Source organism: Micromonospora sp. NPDC049171 (assembly GCF_040648275.1).
Classification (GTDB): domain Bacteria; phylum Actinomycetota; class Actinomycetes; order Mycobacteriales; family Micromonosporaceae; genus Micromonospora.
Genome location: NZ_JBEZDJ010000004.1, coordinates 219,185 through 236,559, shown reverse-complemented (window position 1 = coordinate 236,559; position 17,375 = coordinate 219,185). Strand labels below are relative to the sequence as shown.

The following is a 17,375-nucleotide window of genomic DNA, read 5'->3' as shown; positions in this document are numbered from 1 at the left end:
GACAAGTTCCGCTCGTCGACGGCCTCCCCGCCCGGTGGTGCGCGCCCCGTCGATCCGCGAGGATGGGCGTGGTGATCCTGGGCCGTCGTCCAGGCCCACCCCACCCCCGTGCCCGTTGAGGAGTGCCGTGCCGTCCATCCTGCTCTCCCGCCGCGACCTCGACTTCCTGTTGCACGACTGGCTGAAGGTGGGTCAACTCGTCGAGCGACCCCGCTACGCCGAGCACTCCCGGGAGACCTTCGACGACGCCCTGGACCTCGCCGAGCGGGTGGCCACCGAGCAGTTCGCCCCGCACAACCGGGCCGCCGACCTCGCCGAGCCCACCTTCGACGGGCAGCGGGTGCGGCTCATCCCGCAGGTCCGCGCGGCGCTGGACAGCTTCGCCGAAACGGGCCTGCTCAGCGCCGGCCTGGACGCCTCGGTCGGCGGCCTGCAACTGCCGCACGCCGTCGCGGCGGCCTGCTTCGCCTGGTTCCAGGCCGCGAACGTGGCCACCTCGGCGTACCCGTTCCTCACGCTGGGCAACGCCAACCTGTTGCTGGCGCACGGCAGCGCCGAGCAGGTGGACACCTACGTCCGGCCCATGCTGGAGGGCCGGTTCTTCGGCACCATGTGCCTGTCTGAGCCGCACGCCGGCAGCTCACTGGCCGACATCACCACCCGCGCCGAGGCGCAGGCGGACGGTACGTACCGGCTCTTCGGCACCAAGATGTGGATCTCCGGCGGCGACCACGAGCTGGCCGAGAACATCGTCCACCTGGTACTGGCGCGGATCCCCGGCGGGCCGCCCGGGGTGAAGGGCATCTCGCTGTTCATCGTGCCCAAGGTGCTGGTCGGTGCGGACGGTTCACTCGGCGACCGCAACGACGTGGTGCTGGCCGGGCTCAACCACAAGATGGGTTTCCGGGGCACCACCAACACCCTGCTCAGCTTCGGCGACGGCGCGCACACCCCGGGCGGCCGCGCCGGTGCGGTCGGCCACCTGGTCGGCCCGCCGCACCAGGGCCTGGCGCAGATGTTCCACATGATGAACGAGGCCCGGATCGGGGTCGGGGCCGGCGCCACCGCGCTGGGTTACACCGGCTACCTCAAGAGCCTGGCGTACGCCAAGGAGAGGCCGCAGGGCCGGCCGGTCGGCGCGAAGGACCCGGCCGCGGCGCAGGTGCCGATCATCGACCACCCCGACGTACGTCGGATGCTGCTGGCCCAGAAGAGCTACGTGGAGGGGGCACTGGCGCTGGTGCTCTACTGCGCCCGGTTGCTCGACGAGCAGCAGACCGCCGACGCCGACGCCGACCGCGAGCGCGCGCATCTCCTGCTGGACGTGCTCACGCCGATCACCAAGAGTTGGCCGTCGCAGTGGTGCCTGGCCGCCAACGACCTGGCGATCCAGGTGCTCGGGGGTGCCGGCTACACCCGCGATCACGACGTGGAGCAGCACTACCGGGACAACCGGCTCAACCCGATCCACGAGGGCACCCACGGCATCCAGGCGTTGGATCTGCTGGGCCGCAAGATGACCATGCGGGGCGGTGCCGGTCTCACCGTGTTGACCGCGACGGTCGGCGACACCGTCGAGCGGGGCCGAAAGGCCGGCGGTGAGGCGGCCGATCTGGCGGACCGGCTGGCGGGTGCGGTGGACCGCATCACCGAGGTCACCGGTCGACTCTGGGCCGACGGCGATCCGGTGCTGGCACTGGCCAACGCCAGCACGTACCTGGAGGCGGTCGGGCACGTGGTGATCGCGTGGATGTGGCTGGAGCAGGTGCTGACGCTGCCGCCGGAAGAGGAGGGCGACACGTTCCACGCGGGCAAGCGGCAGGCCGCACGCTACTTCTTCAGGGTCGAGTTGCCCCGTACCGGCCCGCAGTTCGACCTGCTGGACAGCCGGGACCGGACGACCCTCGACATGCGCCCGGACTGGTTCTGACCGGGCTGGCCGTCATCGTCGGCCCTGGTGCCGCATCGCCTGCCGCCCCTTGACCACGCCGAGGATGATCACGATCACCAGCGCGATCAGACCGATGATGATCAGCCAGCGGACGGCCTCGAGGATCAGCCCGAGCAGGATCAGCACGCCGGCGACCACGCCGACGACCCAGAGCAGTGCACGCATGTCCACCTCCGGTAACCGGCCGCGCCTGGTGCGGCGGGCACGAAGGTCACCTTCCCGATCCGGCCGCCACCATGCCCGCCCGAGGTGAGAAGCGCCTCTGATCGACTCGGTTCCTTGATAGCGGGGTATCCGGGACGCGGGGTCGGCCCGATTTACAGGAAACCGAGTCGACCAAGGCCCGGCGGGCTCAGCCCCTGGTACGCGCCACGTAGACCGTGTTGGCGGACTCACCGCCGGTGAGCGGGTTGGCGAACGGCACGACGTGTGCCCGTACGTCCACGAAGACCTCGGCGAGCGCCGCGGTGAACTCGGTGTCCGGCGGGTCGTCCGACCAGAGCGCGAACACCCCCTCGGGACGCAGCAGGGCGGCCAGCCGGCGCAACCCGGCCGGCGGGTAGAACGCCGCGTGGCTGGGGTGCAGGACGTTGCGCGGGGAGTGGTCGACGTCGAGCAGCACGGCGTCGAACCGCCGGCCGGGCACCTCGGCGTCGAAGCCGGTCGTACCGGCCACCGCCGCGAAGAAGTCGGCCTGCACGAACCGGGTCCGTGGGTCCTCGGCGAGCCCCGCCGCGAACGGCAGCAGGCCCCGGCGGTGCCAGTCAATCACGTCCTCGATCGCCTCCACCACCAGCAGCGAGCGCACCCGGGGGTCGCCCAGCGCCGCGCAGGCGGTGTAGCCCAGCCCGAGACCGCCGACCACCACGTCGAGCGAGTCACCGGTCACCTCGGCGAGGCCGAGCCGCGCCAACTCGATCTCCGCGACCGGGAACAGGCTGGACATCAGGTACTCGTCGTCGAGCTTGACCTCGTACACCTCGACCTGGAGGGCCGGGTCCCGGCGTCGGCGCAGGCTGATCGCGCCGATTGGGGTCTCCCGCCAGGCCAGCTCTTCGAAACGCGCGCCCACGGGTGCCCTCTCGCCGCCGGATTCGTCCCCGGATGGTACCGGTTGCCCCGGGCCGGCCACGCAGGGTCCACGCGACATCGACGCAACGCATATTCTGTGCCCGGCCGATCCACCGGAGGGACTCTCATGCCGTCGCGGCAGGACCAGCTGCACTCCTACCAGTTCAGCGTGCAGCGGGCGGTCGCCGCCCTGGTCATGCGGGAGACCGACCCGGCGCAGTCACCGTTTCGGCGGCTGGCCGGCGCCGGCCTGGCCAGCGTCCTGGTCGCGGCGATCGCGCTCGGCGGCTTCGCGCTCTACGGCCTGTTCGCCGGCGGCGGCAACGGCTGGCGCGACCCGGGTGCGGTGATCGTGGAGAAGGAGTCCGGTGCCCGGTTCGTCTATCGCGAGCAGCGGCTGCACCCGGTGCTCAACTACGCCTCGGCGCTGCTGATCGTCGGCGCGGACCAGTCGAAGACCGTGCTGGTCTCCCGACGCACCATCGACGGTGTGCCGCGCGGGCTGCCGCTGGGCATCGCCGACGCGCCCGATTCGCTGCCCGCCCCCGGTCGGCTGGCCACGGCGGCGTGGACCGTCTGCTCGACGGCCCCGGCCGGCGAGGCACCCCGCTCCGCGCTGCTGATCGGCACCGAGCCCGACGGCGGCCGACTGCTGGGCGACGAGGCGTTGCTGCTGCGGCACCCCGACGGCGGGCTGCACCTGGTCTGGCACCAGCGGCGCTACCTCGTGCGCGATCCCAGCAGGGTGCTCGCGGCGCTCGCCACCACCCGCGCGCAGGCGGTGGCGGTGGCGCCCGCCCTGCTCAACTCACTGCCCACCGGCGCCGACCTCGCCCCGCTCGACCTTCCCGGCCTGGGGCAGCCCGCGACCCGGGTGGCGGGCGCCACGGTCGGCACTGTCTACCTGGTGAGCAACTCCGGTGGCGGCCGGCAGTACGCGGTGGCCGTCGACGCCGGCCTGGCCGGCATCACCGAGTTGCAGGCCGGGCTGTTGCTGGCTCGCACCGGGCAGGGCGAGCCGGTGTCGATGACGTTGGGCCGTTTCGCCGCGCTGCCCACGGTGCCCGACCTCGCCCCGAGCGGCGTCACCGCCCCACCGCCGACCCCGCCCCGGCTCGCGGCCGGCGACGACGGTGCCCTCTGCGCCCGCGTCGCCGACGACGGTGGGGTTGCCGAGGTGCGCTGGGGCGTACCGCTGCGGGACCTGGCGGCCACGCCACGCACCGCGCCCGGCGGCGACGCGGTGCTGGCCGACCACGTGGTGGTCGAGCCGGGTCGCGGCGCGGTGGTCGAGGCCGCCGCCGCGCCCGGCGCGTCCGGCGGCGCGGTGTCCGTGGTCACCGATCTGGGCCGACGGTACGTGTTGGCGGACCGGGAGGTGCTCCCGATGCTCGGCTACCGCAATGTGCGCCCGTTGCGGCTGCCGGCCGGGCTGGTCAGCCTGGTGCCCGCCGGGGCGACCCTGGACCCGGCCGCCGCACGGGCCGTCGCCGCCGGAGACTGAGGGTGACCCGGCCGATCGGCCGGCCGGTGTCAGTCCGCCGGGCGGCGCAGGATCGTCACCGCGAACGCCGCGTCGTCGCGCCACGGGCGCAGATCCCAGGTGGCGAAGCGCTGCTCCACGCGCAGCCCGGCGGCCACCGCGTCGGCGTCGAACGCGGTCAGCGGGTAGCCGCGCTCGGTGCCGAAGCCCACGGTCAGCACGCCGTCGGGTCGCAGGTGCGCCGCCACGCGGCGCAGCACGTCCGGTTCGGTGCCGACGGCGACGAAGGCGAGCACGTTGCCGGCCAACACCGCCGCGTCGAACGGTTCGGCCTCACCCAACGCCGGTAGATCCAGCTCGGCGAGGTCGGCGACCAGCCACGTCGGGCCGGGATAGTCGGCGCGGGCGGCATCCACCAGCGCGGGGTCGGCGTCCACCCCGACCACCGTGTGCCCCCGCTCGGCCAGCGCGGCACCGACGCGGCCGGTGCCGCTGCCGGCGTCGAGGATCCGTGAGACGGGCGCGACCAGAGTGTCCACCAGGCGGGCCTCGCCGGCCAGGTCCGCGCCCTCGGCCGCGAGTTTCCGAAACCGGTCGATATACCACTGCGAGTGCTCGGGGCCGGTGTCGGTCGCCCAGCGGGTCGGGTTGGCCATGTGGCCACCGTAACCGGGCCGGTGGGGGTGCGGCGGGGGACCCGGGGGGAGACGGTCATCCCTTCTCCGCGCCGCTGGTCAGCCCCTCGGTGAGCAGCCGCTCGCTGGCGAAGAAGAGGATCACGATGGGCAGGGTGAGCACCACCGACCCGGCCATCAGTACCGTCTTGGGCACCTCCACCCCGTCGGCGAGCAGGGACAACCCCAGCGACACCGTCCACCTGTTGGGTTTGTCGACCAGGAACAGCAGGGCGAAGAGGAACTCGTTCCAGGCGATCATGAAGTCGTAGAGCGCGACCGCCATGATCGACGGCATGGCGAGGGGCAGGCTGACGCGGCGGATGATGCCGAGCCGACCGGCGCCGTCGATGGCGGCGGACTCCTCCAGACTGACCGGAATGGTCTCGAAGTAGTTCCTCAGCATGTAGACCGACACCGGCAGCGTCTGCGAGATGTAGACCAGCACCAGACCGAACAGCGAGCCGCGCAGCTCGGCGAGGCTGAACACCACGAACAGCGGAATCGCGATGACGATCGACGGAAACAGGTAGACCGCCAGGAACAGGAAGTCGACCTGCCGCCGGCCGAAGAACCGCAGCCGGGCCACCGCGTACGCGCCGGGGATCGCCACCACCAGGGTGAGCGCGGTCGCCGTGACCGCGACCAGTCCGCTGTTGCGGATGAAGGTCAGGAACCCCTGGCCGCCGTCGTCGGTGGCCTTGAGGACCTCGGCGTACGTGGCCACCGTCAGCTCGCCGAAGCCGACGAGCAGCGCACCCGGGTCGAGCAGCAGCTGCTCGATGGGGCGCACCGAGAGCACCAGCATGTAGTAGAAGGGGAAGACGGTGACCACCAGGAACACGGCGATCACCAGGCGGCGCAGCCAACGCAGGCTCACCGTCTCGACCACGTCCCGGTCCATCAGCCCACCCTCCGTCCGAAGAAGCGCAGATAGATCACCACGAACACGATGAGCACCAGGGCCAGCACGACCGCCTGCGCGGAGGCCGCGCCGATGTCGGTGCGGGCGGTGAGGAACTCGTACACCCGCACGCTGACCACCTCGGTGCCGGCGGCACCACCGGTGAGCAGGTAGACGTCGTCGAACTTGTTGAACGTCATGATGAAGCGCAGCACGCCCAGCAGGGCGATCACCGGCAGCAGTTGCGGCAGCAGGATGTGCCGGAAGCGTTGGGTGGGTGTGGCGCCGTCGACCCGGGCGGCCTCCTCCAACTCACCGGGCACCGCCTGGAGCCGGGCCAGTAGGAACAGGAACGCGAACGGGAAGTACCGCCACGCCTCGAAGACGATCACCGTGGTCAGCGCGGTCGACTCCTGGGACAGGAACGGCACCGGGGCGTCCCAGCCGAGCAGGCGCTGGCCCCACGCGTTGACGATGCCGAGCTGCGGGTCGAGCATCACCTGCCACACGAACGTCACCGCGACCACCGGCGCCACGTATGGCAGCAGCATGGACGCCCGCACCAGCGTGCGGCCCCGGAACGGTCGGCGGACCACCAGGGCGGCCACCAGACCGAGCAGGATCGACCCGACCGTGCCGCCGATGCTGTAGATCAGCGTGACCCACAGTGTCTCGGCGAAGCCGGGGGTGTGCAGCACCCGGTCGATGTTGTCCATCGTGAAGTCGCCGAACAGGCCGGTCTTGCGCAACGTGGCGAGCCGGACCCGCTGGAAGGCGAGCACCACGGTCCACACGATCGGGATGCCGATGACCGCGATGGTGACGAGCAGGGTCGGTGCGACGAGCGCGAGCCCGGCCCGGGACTCGCGGCGGCGCAGGGTCAGTGGGCGACGGCGGCCGGGCCGTCCCGGCCGGTCCCGGGTGGGGGAGCGGCCGGTCTCCGGCGCGGTGGTGGTCAATTGACGCCTGCCTTGATGGCCTCGACGTCCTTCTTGGCGCGGCCGGCGGCGGCCGCGGCGTCGGACTTGCCGGAGTAGACGTCACTCAACGCCTTGGGCACCGGTAGCTCACCGAGCATGGCGCCGACCAGCTTGCCCTGCCCCTGGGTGAGCCCCCAGCGCTGGAAGGTGTCCGGGCTGCGGCGCAGGTTGGCGAGCACCTCGTCGCCGAACACGTCCGCGAGGGGCTTCTTCGCGTCCACACCGGCCTGGCTGGTGTTCCAGGCCGTCAGGTACGCCTCGGGCTCGGCCGGGGTGCCCTTGCGCACCGGGAAGCGGCCCTCGGGGGACATGCCGAACCAGCGCGGGTAGCCGTCGCCGAGCATGTACTCCACGAAGGACTTCGCCGGGTCGGCCACCGCGCCGTCGAGCACGGCCCACGAGCTGATCTCGCCGTACTGCGCCGGTTCGGTGCCGTTCGGGCCCTTGATCGCGGTGACGAAACCGCTGTTCTTCGCGAGGAACGCCGGGTCGGACTGGCACTGCGGGCAGGTCGGCTTGGCGTCGTTGCGCAGCCCGGCCAGCTCGTCGAGGATGAACGGCGACCAGATGACCATGGCCGCCTTGCCCGCGAAGTAGGTGGCCCGGGTGGTGTCCACGTCCTGTGCGCCCTTCACCGAGCTGGTGCGGATCAGGTCGCCGTAGAAGCGGAACGCCTCGACGCACTGGGGTGAGTCGAGGGTGACCTTTCCGGAGTCGTCGGTGAGCTGGCAGCCGTTGGCCAGTGCCAGGTGCTCGAAGGTCTGCTGGGTGAACACGTCGCTGGACGAGGTCGCCGCGGTGATCCCGGCGACGCCGCCGGTGTTGAGTCTCGCCGCGGCGTCGGTGATCCGCTCGTACGTGTCGGGGGCGGGCAGGCCGGCGGCGGCGAACAGGTCCTTGCGGTAGACGAGTAGCTGCCCCCACCCGTCGCTGGGCACGGAGAGTTGTTTGCCGTCGTCGGAGGTCAGCTCCAGCGCTCGGGGGGAGAACGTCTGCTTGCCCAGCTTGTCGACGACCTCCGCGTTCGCCGAGGCGTGCAGCAGCTCGTTGCCGGCGAGCGTACGGATGCCGGCCAGGGAGACCGAGCCGACCACGTCGGGCAGGTCTCCGGCGGCGGCGTTGGCGGCGATCAGGGAGGGGAACTGGTCCTCGTTGACGGTCACGAGGTCGACCTGGATCCCGGTCTTCGCGGTGAAGTCGGCGATGATCGCCTTGGTGGCGGTGACCCGGTCGGCGACGTCTTCCAGGCTCCAGACGGTGATCTTTTTGCTGTTGCTGTCCGGTTCGTCGTCGCCGCAGGCCAGCAGGGAGGACGCAGTCAGTGCCATGATCAGGGTGGTGGCGAGTATCCGCCTCGGAGGTGCTGACATCGGTGGCACTCCTCTCGAAGGGTACATGACGGATTCAACACCTTCGATAGATCAATAACAAGACATATTGCGATTTTTTGCTATCATGGAGCCCAGTGCTACCGGGATGTGACGCATGGGCAACTGGGTTGTCTCTCTCGCCGGGCCTCGACGGATCAGCCTCGAGCCCTGCCCGCCAGATCCGCTCGGCCCCGGCCAGGTCCGGGTCCGCACCTGCTACTCGGGCATCTCCGCCGGCACCGAGCTGACCCTCTACCGGGGCAGCAATCCCCGGCTCAGCAAGGACTGGGACGACGCCGCCCGGATGTTCGTCCCCCGACAGACCCCGGTGCCCTATCCGCTGATCGGCTTCGGCTACGAAGAGGTCGGCGAGATCGTCGAGGTGGCCCCGGAGGTCACCGACCGACACCCCGGGCAGCTCGTCTGGGGCATCTGGGGGCACCGGGCCGAGGCGGTGCTCGCCGCCGACGCGGTCCGTCCGCTCCCCGCCGGGCTGGACCCGCTCGCCGCGGTCTTCGCCCGACCCGGCGCCATCGCGCTGACCGCCGTGCTCGCCGGTGACCTGCACCTCGGCGACTGGGTCGGCGTCTTCGGGCAGGGCGTCATCGGGTTGCTCGCCACCCGACTCGCCGTCCTCTCCGGAGCGCGGGTGGTCGCCGTCGACCAGATGCCCGACCGGCTGGCGCACGCCGCCCGCTACGGCGCCCGATCCACCGTGGACGTCGGCGTCGAGTCCGCCGCCACCGTGCTGCGGCACCTCACCGCCGGCCGGGGCGCGGACGTCTGCCTGGAGCTGTCCGGCACGTACCCGGCGCTGCACGAGGCGATCCGGTCCACCGCACACGCCGGCCGGGTCGTGGCCGCCGGCTTCTACCAGGGCCAGGCCGACGCGCTCGGCCTCGGCGAGGAGTTCCACCACAACCGCATCCAGTTGGTGGCCGCCCAGGTCTCCGGTCCCACCCCCGCGCCGAGCATGGCCGGCCGGTGGACCGGTGACCGGGTCGCGCAGACCTTCATGGATCTGGTGGCTGAGCACAGCCTCGACCCGATGCCGCTGGTCAGCCACATCGTCGACGCCAGCGCCGTCGCCGACGCCCTCGCGCTGCTCGACCGCGGCGCCGGTGACGTCCTCCAAGTGGTGTTGAGGTTCTGAGATGACCACCATCGCGCTGGCCTGCCAGGAACAACTCCTGCCGGGCACCGACCTGATCCAGAAGTACGCCCTCGCGACCGCCCTCGGCTACCAGGGCATCGAGCTACGCGGGCGCGGCGAGCTGGCGTTCGCCCGCCGCCTGCCCGAGCTGCGCCGAGCCCGCGCCGCCGGGGTGGTGATGCCCACCGTCTGCGTCGAGATGGACCACTTCATCGGCGACTTCGACCCCGCCCGCTCCGGCGACGCCGTCGGTAACCTGCGCTCGCAGCTCTCGGTGATCGCCGAGCTGGGCGGCGTCGGGGTGATGACCCCGGCGGCCTGGGGGATGTTCTCCCGGCGGCTACCACCGTTCGAGCCGCCGCGTCCGCCGGCCGGCGACCGGCAGGTCCTCCTCGACGCCCTGGGCGAGCTGGGCGAGCACGCCAGGGCCGAGGGGGTCAGCCTCTTCCTCGAACCCCTCAACCGGTACGAGGATCACATGGTCAACCGTCTCGACGAGGCGGTCGCGCTCTGCGCCGCGCTCGGGCTGCCGTCGGTGCGGGTGGTCGCGGACACCTTCCACATGAACATCGAGGAGGACGACATGCACCGCGCCCTGCGTGCCGCCGCGCCGTACCTCGGGCATGTGCAGGTCAGCGACTCGAACAGGTTCCAGCCCGGCGCCGGGCACCTGGACTGGCCGGCGCTGGTGCGTACCCTGCTGGAGCTGGACTACCGGGGCTGGTTGGCCCTGGAGTGCCGGCTGCGCGGCGACCCGGTCCGGGCCCTGCAACAGGCCGCCGCGGTCCTGCGACACGCGCTGCCCCGGCGGGCCGCCGCATGACCGCCGGTGCGAATCCGACGCGCGTCGACGGGACCGTCGAAGGCGACCGGACGCGCGTCGACGCCGAGGTCCACCCGACCCGCGCCGACCCGACCCGCGCCGCCGCCGGCCCGGCTGGTGTCGGCGGCCCGGCCCGCACCGGCGGGCCGACCGACGCGGCCGGGCTGCGTCGGCTCGCCGTCGACACCCTCGACGCCAACTGGGAACACGACCACACCGTGCCCTCGCGCACCCTCTACCCGCACCAGTGGAGTTGGGACTCCGCGTTCATCGCGATCGGGCTGGCCCAGATCCGGCCCGAGCGGGCCTGGCAGGAGCTGGCGAGCCTCTTCCGGGCGCAGTGGGCCGACGGACGGGTGCCGCACATCGTGTTCAACCCGGCGATGCGGGTCGGCGCGTACTTCCCCGGCCCGGAGCTGTGGCGCTCGGCCAGCGTCGAGGGCGCACCCGCCGTGGACACTTCCGGCCTGGTCCAGCCACCGGTGCACGCGCTCGCCGCGTTGCTGGCGTACCGGCGGGCGCCCGACCCGGCCGGCCTGGCCGCACTGCGTCGGCTCTATCCCGCGCTGGTCGCCCAGCAGCACTACCTGGCTACTCGACGCGACGTGGCAGGTGACGGACTGGTCTGCATCGTGCACCCGTGGGAGTCCGGGTTGGACAACAGCCCGGCCTGGGACGAGCCGATGGCCGCGGTGCCGGCGGAGGCGGCCGTCATGCGCGCGTACCGTCGGCACGACACCGCGCACGCCGACGCCGCGCACCGCCCCACGGACCTGGACTACGCGCGCTACCTGGCGATCGTCGCGGCCTACCGGGACCACGACTACGCCGACCGCTCGCTGGCCGACCACCACCCCTTCCTGGTGGAGTGCCCGCTGTTCAACGCGGCGTTCGGGTCCGCCGAACACGCCCTCGCCGAGATCGCCGTGCTTGTCGACGCCGACCCGGGGCCGCACCGGGCTCGCGCGGCCCAGATCACCGAGGCGCTGCTACGACGGCTCCACGACCCCGGCACCGGGACGTTCCAGCCCCGTGACCTGCGCACCGACCGGCTCATCAGCGCCCGTACCGTGCTGGGGCTGGCGCCGCTGATCCTGCCCGACCTGCCCGCGCCGCAGGCCGACGCGCTTGTCGCCGAGGCCCGGTCGGCGCGCTTCGGCGTGGCCCGCCGGATGGACCGGCCGTTACCCACCTACGACCGCACCGCACCCGACTTCGAGCCCCTGCGCTACTGGCGTGGGCCGAGTTGGCTGAACATCGGCTGGCTGGTCCACCGAGGGCTGCTCGCGCACGGGCACCCGGAGTTGGCCGCCGGGCTGCGCCACTCCATGATCGACCTGGTCGGCGGGGCCGGCTGCCACGAGTACTTCCACCCGGACACCGGCGCCGGGCTGGGCTCGCCGGCGTTCAGCTGGACCGCCGCGCTGCTGCTCGACCTGCTGGCCGACTGAGCCCGCCCTCGACGCGTACCAGGTGGTGGCGTGCCCGGTCCCGCACCTCAACTGGCGACAACCTGCCGCACTGGTGGCGCAGTTTGTCGCGGCCGGGCGGGGGTAACCGCCCGGACGTGACCGACCGCGACGGGTTCCCGTACTTCATCGACGCGGTGTCCCGCCGGTCCGGCCTGCCGACCGAGCAGGCCGCCGCACTCGCCCGCGCCGTACTCCAGACGTTGGCCGAGCGGGTGACCGGCGGCGCGCCCGACGACCTCGTCGGGCACCTCCCGAACGAGGTAGACGGCTACCTGGCCGGTCCGGCCCCGGACTTGGGTGGTCCGGTCTCGGACCTGGCTGGTCCGGCTCCGGACCTTGTTGGTCCGGCCCCGGAGGTGGCCGGGGCGGTCGGTTCCGTCCTGGACCCGGCCAGCTCGGCTCTGGAGCCCGCCGGAGTGGTCGGCCCGGATGGTGGCGAGGACGGGCTGGATACCGGGGTGGGCCTGGATGTGGGCGGCGCCGCTGCGGCTCCTGCGCCAGCGGGCGCCGGTCCGGCGGAGTTCCTGCGCCGGGTGGAAGAGCGCGCCGGAGTGGATCCGGAGACCGCCCGAGCAGGAACCGGCGCCGTCTTCGGCACGTTGCGCTCGGCGATGACCGTACGGGAGTTCCGACAGCTGGTGGCACGACTGCCACGCGACGGCGAAGGCGGAGTCGCGTACCGGCCCTGACCCGAGACGGTGCCCTCCGGCCCGGTCCGACCTGGCCTGGTGCGAACCGGCCGCTGCGGCCCGGCCCGGTGCGGGCGCTGCGCGGCGCGGCGCGGCGCGGCGAGATCCACCCGTGTTTCTTGAAGTCGCGGTGTCGCGGCGACCGGGACACCCCGGGTTCCTGTAACCCGAGTCGATCATGGCGGGTCGGGCCCGGGTTGGACCGGATGGGGAAGCCACCGGTCGTCCGGGACACGGTCATCGCGCCCCGGGGTGGGCGTTGACGGTGTCGTCGCCGAAGGCGGCGGTAAACGCTTTCGCGATCAGCTCGGGCAGCTCGCTTCGTCCGTCGTCCTCGGCCCAGCGCATCACCGCCGTGTGCATGGCGGCGAGGCAGGCACTCGCCGCCGCCTGGACGTGGAACGCCACGTCGGGGTCGGTGTCGGTGGCGTCGTCCCGGACGGCGGCGACGATGGCCTGCTGCAGGGCGTACTGGTTGTCCAGGTGTTTGGCCCGCAGGGCCGGCGTCGAGATCATCAGGCGGAGGCGGGCGAGCAGGAACTCCCGCTGGCTGCCACCGGTGAGTGTCGCTGCCGATTCGATGAGCGCGTCGCCGATGCGCCGGACCAGAGGCTGCGCGGCGGGCGCCGCGGCGATCCGCTCGGCGAAGAGTTGGCCGTGCTGGTCGAAGAGGACCAGGTCCTCTTTGGTGGGGAAGTGCCGGTACAGGGTCATCGGGGACACCCCGGCGGCCTCGGCGACGTCCTGCACGGTCGTGGCGTCGTAACCACGCTCGCTGAACAGCCGGATCGCCTGCGCCTGGATCGTGCGCTGGGTGTCGGCTCGTCGTTGGGCTCGCAGTGTTGAGCGTTGGTCGGGCACGTGATAGACACTACCTCAGTGAGAGTCGCTACCAGATTGGTGGTGACTAACAAGTTCGGGGTGGGTTGGCATGGGTGATCTGACCGGGAGGACGGCTCTCGTGACCGGAGCATCGCGCGGCATCGGCCAGGCGATCGCGATCCGGCTCGCGGCGCAGGGCGCGATGGTTCTCGTGCACTTCGGCACCGACCAGGGCGGTGCAACGGCGACTGTCGACAGGATCGAACGTGCCGGCGGCACCGCGCTCGCCGTCCGCGCGCAGCTGGGCGTGCAGGACGACGTGGCGACGCTCTTCGCTGGGGTCGAGGCCGGTCTGGCCGGGCGGCCACTCGACATCCTCGTCAACAACGCGGCGACCGCGCCGGCCGGTCCGCTCGGTGCCACGACGCGGGCCGAGTTCGACCACCTCTTCGCGGTGAACGTGCGAGCGCCGTACTTCATCACCCAGCGGGCACTGGCACTGCTGCGCGACGGTGGTCGCGTCATCACGATCTCGTCGGTGGCGACCCGGATGGCCAACCCCACTCAGACGTCGTTCGCCATGACGAAGGGCGCGGTCGAGACGATGAGCATGACCCTGGCCAACCAGGTAGGGGTTCGGGGCATCACGGTGAACGCGGTTGCTCCCGGCGCCACCCGGACGGCGACCAACGGGTCGGTCTTCGAGGCGCCGGGCCTGGCCGAGTTCATCAAGGGTACGACCGCGCTCGACCGGCTCGGCGAGTCCGACGACGTCGCCGAGGTGGTCGCGTTCCTCGCCTCCGACGGCGCACGCTGGATCACCGGTCAGGTCATCGACGCCAGTGGCGGCCTGTTCCTCGGCCCGCGCACCTGATCGCGGCCATCGTCCCGCCATTCACCGGGGAGCATCGGTCGGCCCGGCCCACCCCCGCGCTCACGTCGTGGAGTCGTCCAGGTCCTCCGGGTCGGTGATCCAGGCGGAGAACACCGGCACCCCGTGCCACGGCCCGGTGGTGCCGTCGGCCCGGGTGTCGGTGGCGACGGCCACCACGGCGTACGGATGGCCGAAGCGCAGCTCGGCGGTGCGGGCGAGGCCCTCCCGTGGCAGGCTGACCAGCCCGAACATGCCGGTCACCGCGGCCGCCTCGAAACCGTACCGGTCGTACCGGGCCACCGCCGTCTGTCGTGCCTCGAAGCCCCGCACCGGTCGGGCCAGCGCCTTCGCCAGGGCCAGCGTGGCCGCCGGAAAACCCAACGCCGGAGCGCTCAGGTCATGCTCACCGCGGGCCGACCAGCAGGGGAGTATCGCCTGGTGTCGCTCCTCGCGGCCGTCGGGGGCCCGGGTCCGGACCCGTTCCTCGCGTACCGTCCACAGCGCGGTCTCGCCCAGCGGCAGGTCGAACAGCGAGCGGCTGCCGGCCGGTGGCGAGCCGTCGGCCGCGCCGGCACCGAGGTCGTACGCGACGGCCAGCACCTCGGCCGGCGACACCTGCGGTGCGGCGGCCACCGACAGGACGACCAGCCCCGCGCCGGCACTGCTCTGGGCCGGCGCGGCGTGCACGATCACGTCACCGACCCGCGTGCCGGACACGATGGCGCACCGGTGGCCCTGGCTCGGGCTGCGCAACACCCGGCGTAACCCGCGGGCCCAGGCGCTGCCCGCACCGAGTGCGCGGGCTTCGGTGTGGTCGAACGGGGTCGCCCAGGAGATGCGGGTGGCCAGCGCGCTGGCCAGGGCGAAGACCACCTCCGGGCTGACCTTCAGGGGAAACGTGTCGATCAGGCCGTCGGTGTGCTCGCGCGCCCAGGCGTCCAACCCGGCCTGGTCGGGCAGCGCACCCACCTCCGTCGTCGCGGGCAGCGCGGCCCGCCACCCGGTCGACCCGCCGTGGCCCTGGCCGGGCAGGTGCCAGAGCGCGGTCGCCGAGGCGACAAGCGGATGCGGCGCGTCCAGCAGCGTCCGGGCGACCTCGGCCGCGCTGGCCAGGTCGGTGCCCAGAGCGCGAGCCAGCTCCTCGGCGGCGGGGTCGGAGGCGTCGGCCCCGGTGGCGCAGACCGCGAGCAGCAGCCAGGCGCCGAGCGGGGAGGCGACGTGGTGCCGGTCGCCGATCGTGGCGTGCAACCGCGCGGCGTACGCGGAGAGCGGCCCGTGCAGATCGGTCGTCATGCCCCTACTCTGCCCGCCTGCTCGCTCACGACCACAGCTCGAACGGCTCGTCGATCTCCTCGCCAGCCAGGAAGGGCGTGATCAGCCGGGGGAGTTGCCCGGGGTAGAACCGGTCCCGGCTGGCCACCACCTCCGCAAGCGGCCACCAGCGGAAGGCGAAGTAGTCCTCCACCTCGTAGTCGAGCCGGTGCGCCTCGTCCACGTCCGGGCCGGGGCCCGCCAGTCCTACGGTGACCACCACCTCGTCCTGGACGTGCCGCACCTGACGGTGCAGGAAACTCGCCCGTCGTCGCCAGGTCGGCATGCCCACCTGGTCGGCGGTGACCACGATGCCGGTCTCCTCGCGTAGCTCGCGCACCGCCGTGTCGCGATAGGTCTCCCCCTGGTCCATGCCGCCGCCCGGCAGCTCCCACCAGGTGCCCAGCCGGGGATGGTCCGGGTCGTGGGTGTGGAACAGCAACACCCGATCGGTGTGGTCGATGACCACCACCCGCACCGCGCGTCTCTGCAGGATCGGTAGGTCGCGGGGAAGATCGTCCATCGGCCCAGTCTGTCGCAACCCGCGGTGCGGCGGCGGGTAGGCTGCCCGCCGTGGCTGGTCTGTTGAGGAATGTCGCGGCTCGCATCTCCCGGGTGGGCGCGGTGATTCCGTCGCCCCGGCGTACCGGGCCGGCTCCCGCACAGGTGGCCCGCCGCCGTCAGGTGAGCGCGTTGCAGCGACGGGAGCTGACCTACGCCCCGGAGCGGGACGGTCAGGCCGACCCCGGCGAGATCGTCTGGACGTGGGTGCCGTACGAGGACGACCCCCGGCAGGGCAAGGACCGTCCGGTGCTGGTCGTCGGGCGGCACAGTCGGACGCTGTTCGGGCTGATGCTGTCCAGTCAGAGCGAGCGGGACGGGCAGCGGCACTGGTTCGCGCTCGGGCCGGGTGAGTGGGACCGCGACAACCGGCCGAGCTGGGTCCGGCTGGACCGGGTGCTCACCATGCGCGAGGACAGCATCCGCCGCGAGGGTGCCGTGCTGGACCGGCCCCGGTTCGACCGGGTCGGGCAGGCGCTGCGCGCCGGCTACGGCTGGCGCTGACCGCGCCCGGACCGGTGGCGAACGGCGCATCAGGCTGCCCCAGGAACGGGGCAGCTCGATAGGGACGCACCTGGTGGTCGTGCCTACTCGCGCCCCGCGACCGCTGCGCCCCGCGCGTCCGGCGGCGGGTACGGCTGGTCGGCGAGCAGCCGGGCCAGGTGCGCGGTGTTGAGCGCCAGAGCCTTCGTGGTGCGGCCGGTCGTGTCCGGCTTGGGGCCGACGTCGCGGTAGTCCACCGTGTGCAGTGCCTCGCCCACCCAGTAGGTCGCGGCGGCGGCGGCGAGGGTGAACCCGACCTCGTTGAGCGCCTGCTGCACCTGACCGATGGTGTGGTGCGCACCGTCCTCGTTGCCGACGACGGCGACGCCGGCCACCTTGCCGTAGGTCAGGAGCCGACCCTCGGCGTCGGTCTCGGACAGCTCGGCGTCGAGGCGTTCGAGGACCATCTTGCAGACGCTCGCCGGCTGACCGAGCCAGATCGGCGTGGCGATGACGAGCACCTGGGCTGCCAGCAGTTTGGCGCGGATCGCCGGCCAGCCGTCACCGCTGCCCTCGTCCGTGGACACCCCGAAGCGCACGCCGTGATCGACGACCCGGACCAGTTCGCCCTCGACGCCCTGCGCGGCCAACTCGGCGAGCACCTCCCGGCCGAGTTGCTCGGAGCTCGACGGCGCTGGTGAGGGCTTGAGGGTGCAGTTGAGCACGAGGGCGCGAATGTCCGCCACGTCGGTTC

At 72.4% G+C, this 17,375-nt stretch carries 18 protein-coding genes; 8 read left to right on the top strand and 10 right to left on the bottom strand.

The features are described from left to right. Positions 1-127 precede the first annotated feature (127 nt). Positions 128-1,930, top strand: a complete 1,803-nt coding sequence (locus AB0B14_RS07485; protein WP_357521836.1) for an acyl-CoA dehydrogenase — start codon at positions 128-130, stop codon at positions 1,928-1,930. A 12-nt stretch (positions 1,931-1,942) separates the two neighbouring features. Here AB0B14_RS07485 and AB0B14_RS07480 read toward each other — a convergent pair whose 3' ends face one another. Together AB0B14_RS07480 and AB0B14_RS07475 are read right to left on the bottom strand one after the other, a co-directional pair. Next, on the bottom strand, positions 1,943-2,116 hold the full coding sequence (locus AB0B14_RS07480; protein ID WP_357076185.1) for a hypothetical protein: 174 nt from the start codon (positions 2,114-2,116) through the stop codon (positions 1,943-1,945). Between the two features lie 187 nt (positions 2,117-2,303). Then, positions 2,304-3,023: a spermidine synthase gene (locus AB0B14_RS07475; protein ID WP_357076188.1), complete on the bottom strand. Its 720-nt coding sequence runs from the start codon at positions 3,021-3,023 to the stop codon at positions 2,304-2,306. Positions 3,024-3,149: 126 nt separating this feature from the next. Here AB0B14_RS07475 and eccB point away from each other — a divergent pair, with 126 nt between their 5' ends. Beyond that, positions 3,150-4,526, top strand: coding sequence for a type VII secretion protein EccB (gene eccB / locus AB0B14_RS07470; RefSeq protein WP_357521834.1), 1,377 nt, complete (start codon positions 3,150-3,152; stop codon positions 4,524-4,526). Between the two features lie 29 nt (positions 4,527-4,555). Here eccB and AB0B14_RS07465 read toward each other — a convergent pair whose 3' ends face one another. Genes AB0B14_RS07465 through AB0B14_RS07450 form a run of 4 tightly spaced genes read right to left on the bottom strand, consistent with a single transcriptional unit; the run spans position 4,556 to position 8,433 of the window. After that, entirely contained in the window at positions 4,556-5,161 is a 606-nt protein-coding gene (locus AB0B14_RS07465) for a class I SAM-dependent methyltransferase (RefSeq protein ID WP_357521832.1), read from the bottom strand. A gap of 55 nt (positions 5,162-5,216) precedes the next feature. Then, on the bottom strand, positions 5,217-6,083 hold the full coding sequence (locus AB0B14_RS07460; protein WP_357521830.1) for a carbohydrate ABC transporter permease: 867 nt from the start codon (positions 6,081-6,083) through the stop codon (positions 5,217-5,219). Further along, positions 6,083-7,042: a sugar ABC transporter permease gene (locus AB0B14_RS07455; protein WP_357076200.1), complete on the bottom strand. Its 960-nt coding sequence runs from the start codon at positions 7,040-7,042 to the stop codon at positions 6,083-6,085. The genes AB0B14_RS07460 and AB0B14_RS07455 overlap by 1 nt, the downstream gene beginning before the upstream one ends. Next, a complete protein-coding gene (locus AB0B14_RS07450; RefSeq protein ID WP_357521828.1) occupies positions 7,039-8,433 on the bottom strand; it encodes an extracellular solute-binding protein in 1,395 nt (464 codons plus the stop codon). The genes AB0B14_RS07455 and AB0B14_RS07450 overlap by 4 nt, the downstream gene beginning before the upstream one ends. A 115-nt stretch (positions 8,434-8,548) precedes the next feature. Between AB0B14_RS07450 and AB0B14_RS07445 the strand changes: the two genes are divergently transcribed. The 4 genes from AB0B14_RS07445 (at position 8,549) to AB0B14_RS07430 (ending at position 12,570) form a co-directional block, all read left to right on the top strand. Then, complete coding sequence (locus AB0B14_RS07445) at positions 8,549-9,586, top strand: zinc-binding dehydrogenase (protein ID WP_357521826.1); 1,038 nt, start codon at positions 8,549-8,551, stop codon at positions 9,584-9,586. 1 nt (position 9,587) lies between these two features. Next, positions 9,588-10,409: a sugar phosphate isomerase/epimerase family protein gene (locus AB0B14_RS07440; protein WP_357076209.1), complete on the top strand. Its 822-nt coding sequence runs from the start codon at positions 9,588-9,590 to the stop codon at positions 10,407-10,409. Then, positions 10,406-11,860 carry a hypothetical protein gene (locus AB0B14_RS07435; protein WP_357521824.1) on the top strand — a complete coding sequence of 485 codons (1,455 nt, stop codon included), beginning with the start codon at positions 10,406-10,408 and terminating at the stop codon, positions 11,858-11,860. The genes AB0B14_RS07440 and AB0B14_RS07435 overlap by 4 nt, the downstream gene beginning before the upstream one ends. A gap of 116 nt (positions 11,861-11,976) precedes the next feature. Continuing rightward, positions 11,977-12,570 (top strand): DUF2267 domain-containing protein, encoded by a 594-nt coding sequence (locus AB0B14_RS07430; protein WP_357076215.1) that lies wholly within the window; start codon positions 11,977-11,979, stop codon positions 12,568-12,570. A 237-nt stretch (positions 12,571-12,807) separates the two neighbouring features. On the opposite strand, the gene AB0B14_RS07425 is transcribed toward AB0B14_RS07430, so the two are convergent. Next, positions 12,808-13,431 carry a helix-turn-helix domain-containing protein gene (locus AB0B14_RS07425; RefSeq protein WP_357521822.1) on the bottom strand — a complete coding sequence of 208 codons (624 nt, stop codon included), beginning with the start codon at positions 13,429-13,431 and terminating at the stop codon, positions 12,808-12,810. A gap of 100 nt (positions 13,432-13,531) precedes the next feature. Between AB0B14_RS07425 and AB0B14_RS07420 the strand changes: the two genes are divergently transcribed. Continuing rightward, positions 13,532-14,266 carry an SDR family oxidoreductase gene (locus AB0B14_RS07420; protein ID WP_357521821.1) on the top strand — a complete coding sequence of 245 codons (735 nt, stop codon included), beginning with the start codon at positions 13,532-13,534 and terminating at the stop codon, positions 14,264-14,266. A 60-nt stretch (positions 14,267-14,326) separates the two neighbouring features. On the opposite strand, the gene AB0B14_RS07415 is transcribed toward AB0B14_RS07420, so the two are convergent. Next, entirely contained in the window at positions 14,327-15,559 is a 1,233-nt protein-coding gene (locus AB0B14_RS07415; RefSeq protein WP_357521819.1) for a hypothetical protein, read from the bottom strand. A gap of 25 nt (positions 15,560-15,584) precedes the next feature. Continuing rightward, a complete protein-coding gene (locus AB0B14_RS07410; protein WP_357076226.1) occupies positions 15,585-16,100 on the bottom strand; it encodes an NUDIX domain-containing protein in 516 nt (171 codons plus the stop codon). Positions 16,101-16,150: 50 nt separating this feature from the next. Here AB0B14_RS07410 and AB0B14_RS07405 point away from each other — a divergent pair, with 50 nt between their 5' ends. Continuing rightward, positions 16,151-16,642 (top strand): type II toxin-antitoxin system PemK/MazF family toxin, encoded by a 492-nt coding sequence (locus tag AB0B14_RS07405; protein ID WP_030336385.1) that lies wholly within the window; start codon positions 16,151-16,153, stop codon positions 16,640-16,642. An 83-nt stretch (positions 16,643-16,725) separates the two neighbouring features. Here the strand turns inward: AB0B14_RS07405 and AB0B14_RS07400 are convergent, their stop codons facing one another. Then, a complete protein-coding gene (locus tag AB0B14_RS07400) occupies positions 16,726-17,367 on the bottom strand; it encodes an NAD(P)H-dependent oxidoreductase (RefSeq protein ID WP_357076229.1) in 642 nt (213 codons plus the stop codon). Positions 17,368-17,375: the final 8 nt, after the last annotated feature.

Bases quoted from the DNA above. Each gene is read 5' to 3' on its own strand.
- AB0B14_RS07480 (WP_357076185.1), bottom strand. From the start codon at position 2,116: ATGCGTGCACTGCTCTGGGTCGTCGGCGTGGTCGCCGGCGTGCTGATC.
- eccB (WP_357521834.1), top strand. From the start codon at position 3,150: ATGCCGTCGCGGCAGGACCAGCTGCACTCCTACCAGTTCAGCGTGCAG.
- AB0B14_RS07465 (WP_357521832.1), bottom strand. From the start codon at position 5,161: ATGGCCAACCCGACCCGCTGGGCGACCGACACCGGCCCCGAGCACTCG.
- AB0B14_RS07460 (WP_357521830.1), bottom strand. From the start codon at position 6,083: ATGGACCGGGACGTGGTCGAGACGGTGAGCCTGCGTTGGCTGCGCCGC.
- AB0B14_RS07450 (WP_357521828.1), bottom strand. From the start codon at position 8,433: ATGTCAGCACCTCCGAGGCGGATACTCGCCACCACCCTGATCATGGCA.
- AB0B14_RS07445 (WP_357521826.1), top strand. From the start codon at position 8,549: ATGGGCAACTGGGTTGTCTCTCTCGCCGGGCCTCGACGGATCAGCCTC.
- AB0B14_RS07440 (WP_357076209.1), top strand. From the start codon at position 9,588: ATGACCACCATCGCGCTGGCCTGCCAGGAACAACTCCTGCCGGGCACC.
- AB0B14_RS07435 (WP_357521824.1), top strand. From the start codon at position 10,406: ATGACCGCCGGTGCGAATCCGACGCGCGTCGACGGGACCGTCGAAGGC.
- AB0B14_RS07415 (WP_357521819.1), bottom strand. From the start codon at position 15,559: ATGACGACCGATCTGCACGGGCCGCTCTCCGCGTACGCCGCGCGGTTG.
- AB0B14_RS07410 (WP_357076226.1), bottom strand. From the start codon at position 16,100: ATGGACGATCTTCCCCGCGACCTACCGATCCTGCAGAGACGCGCGGTG.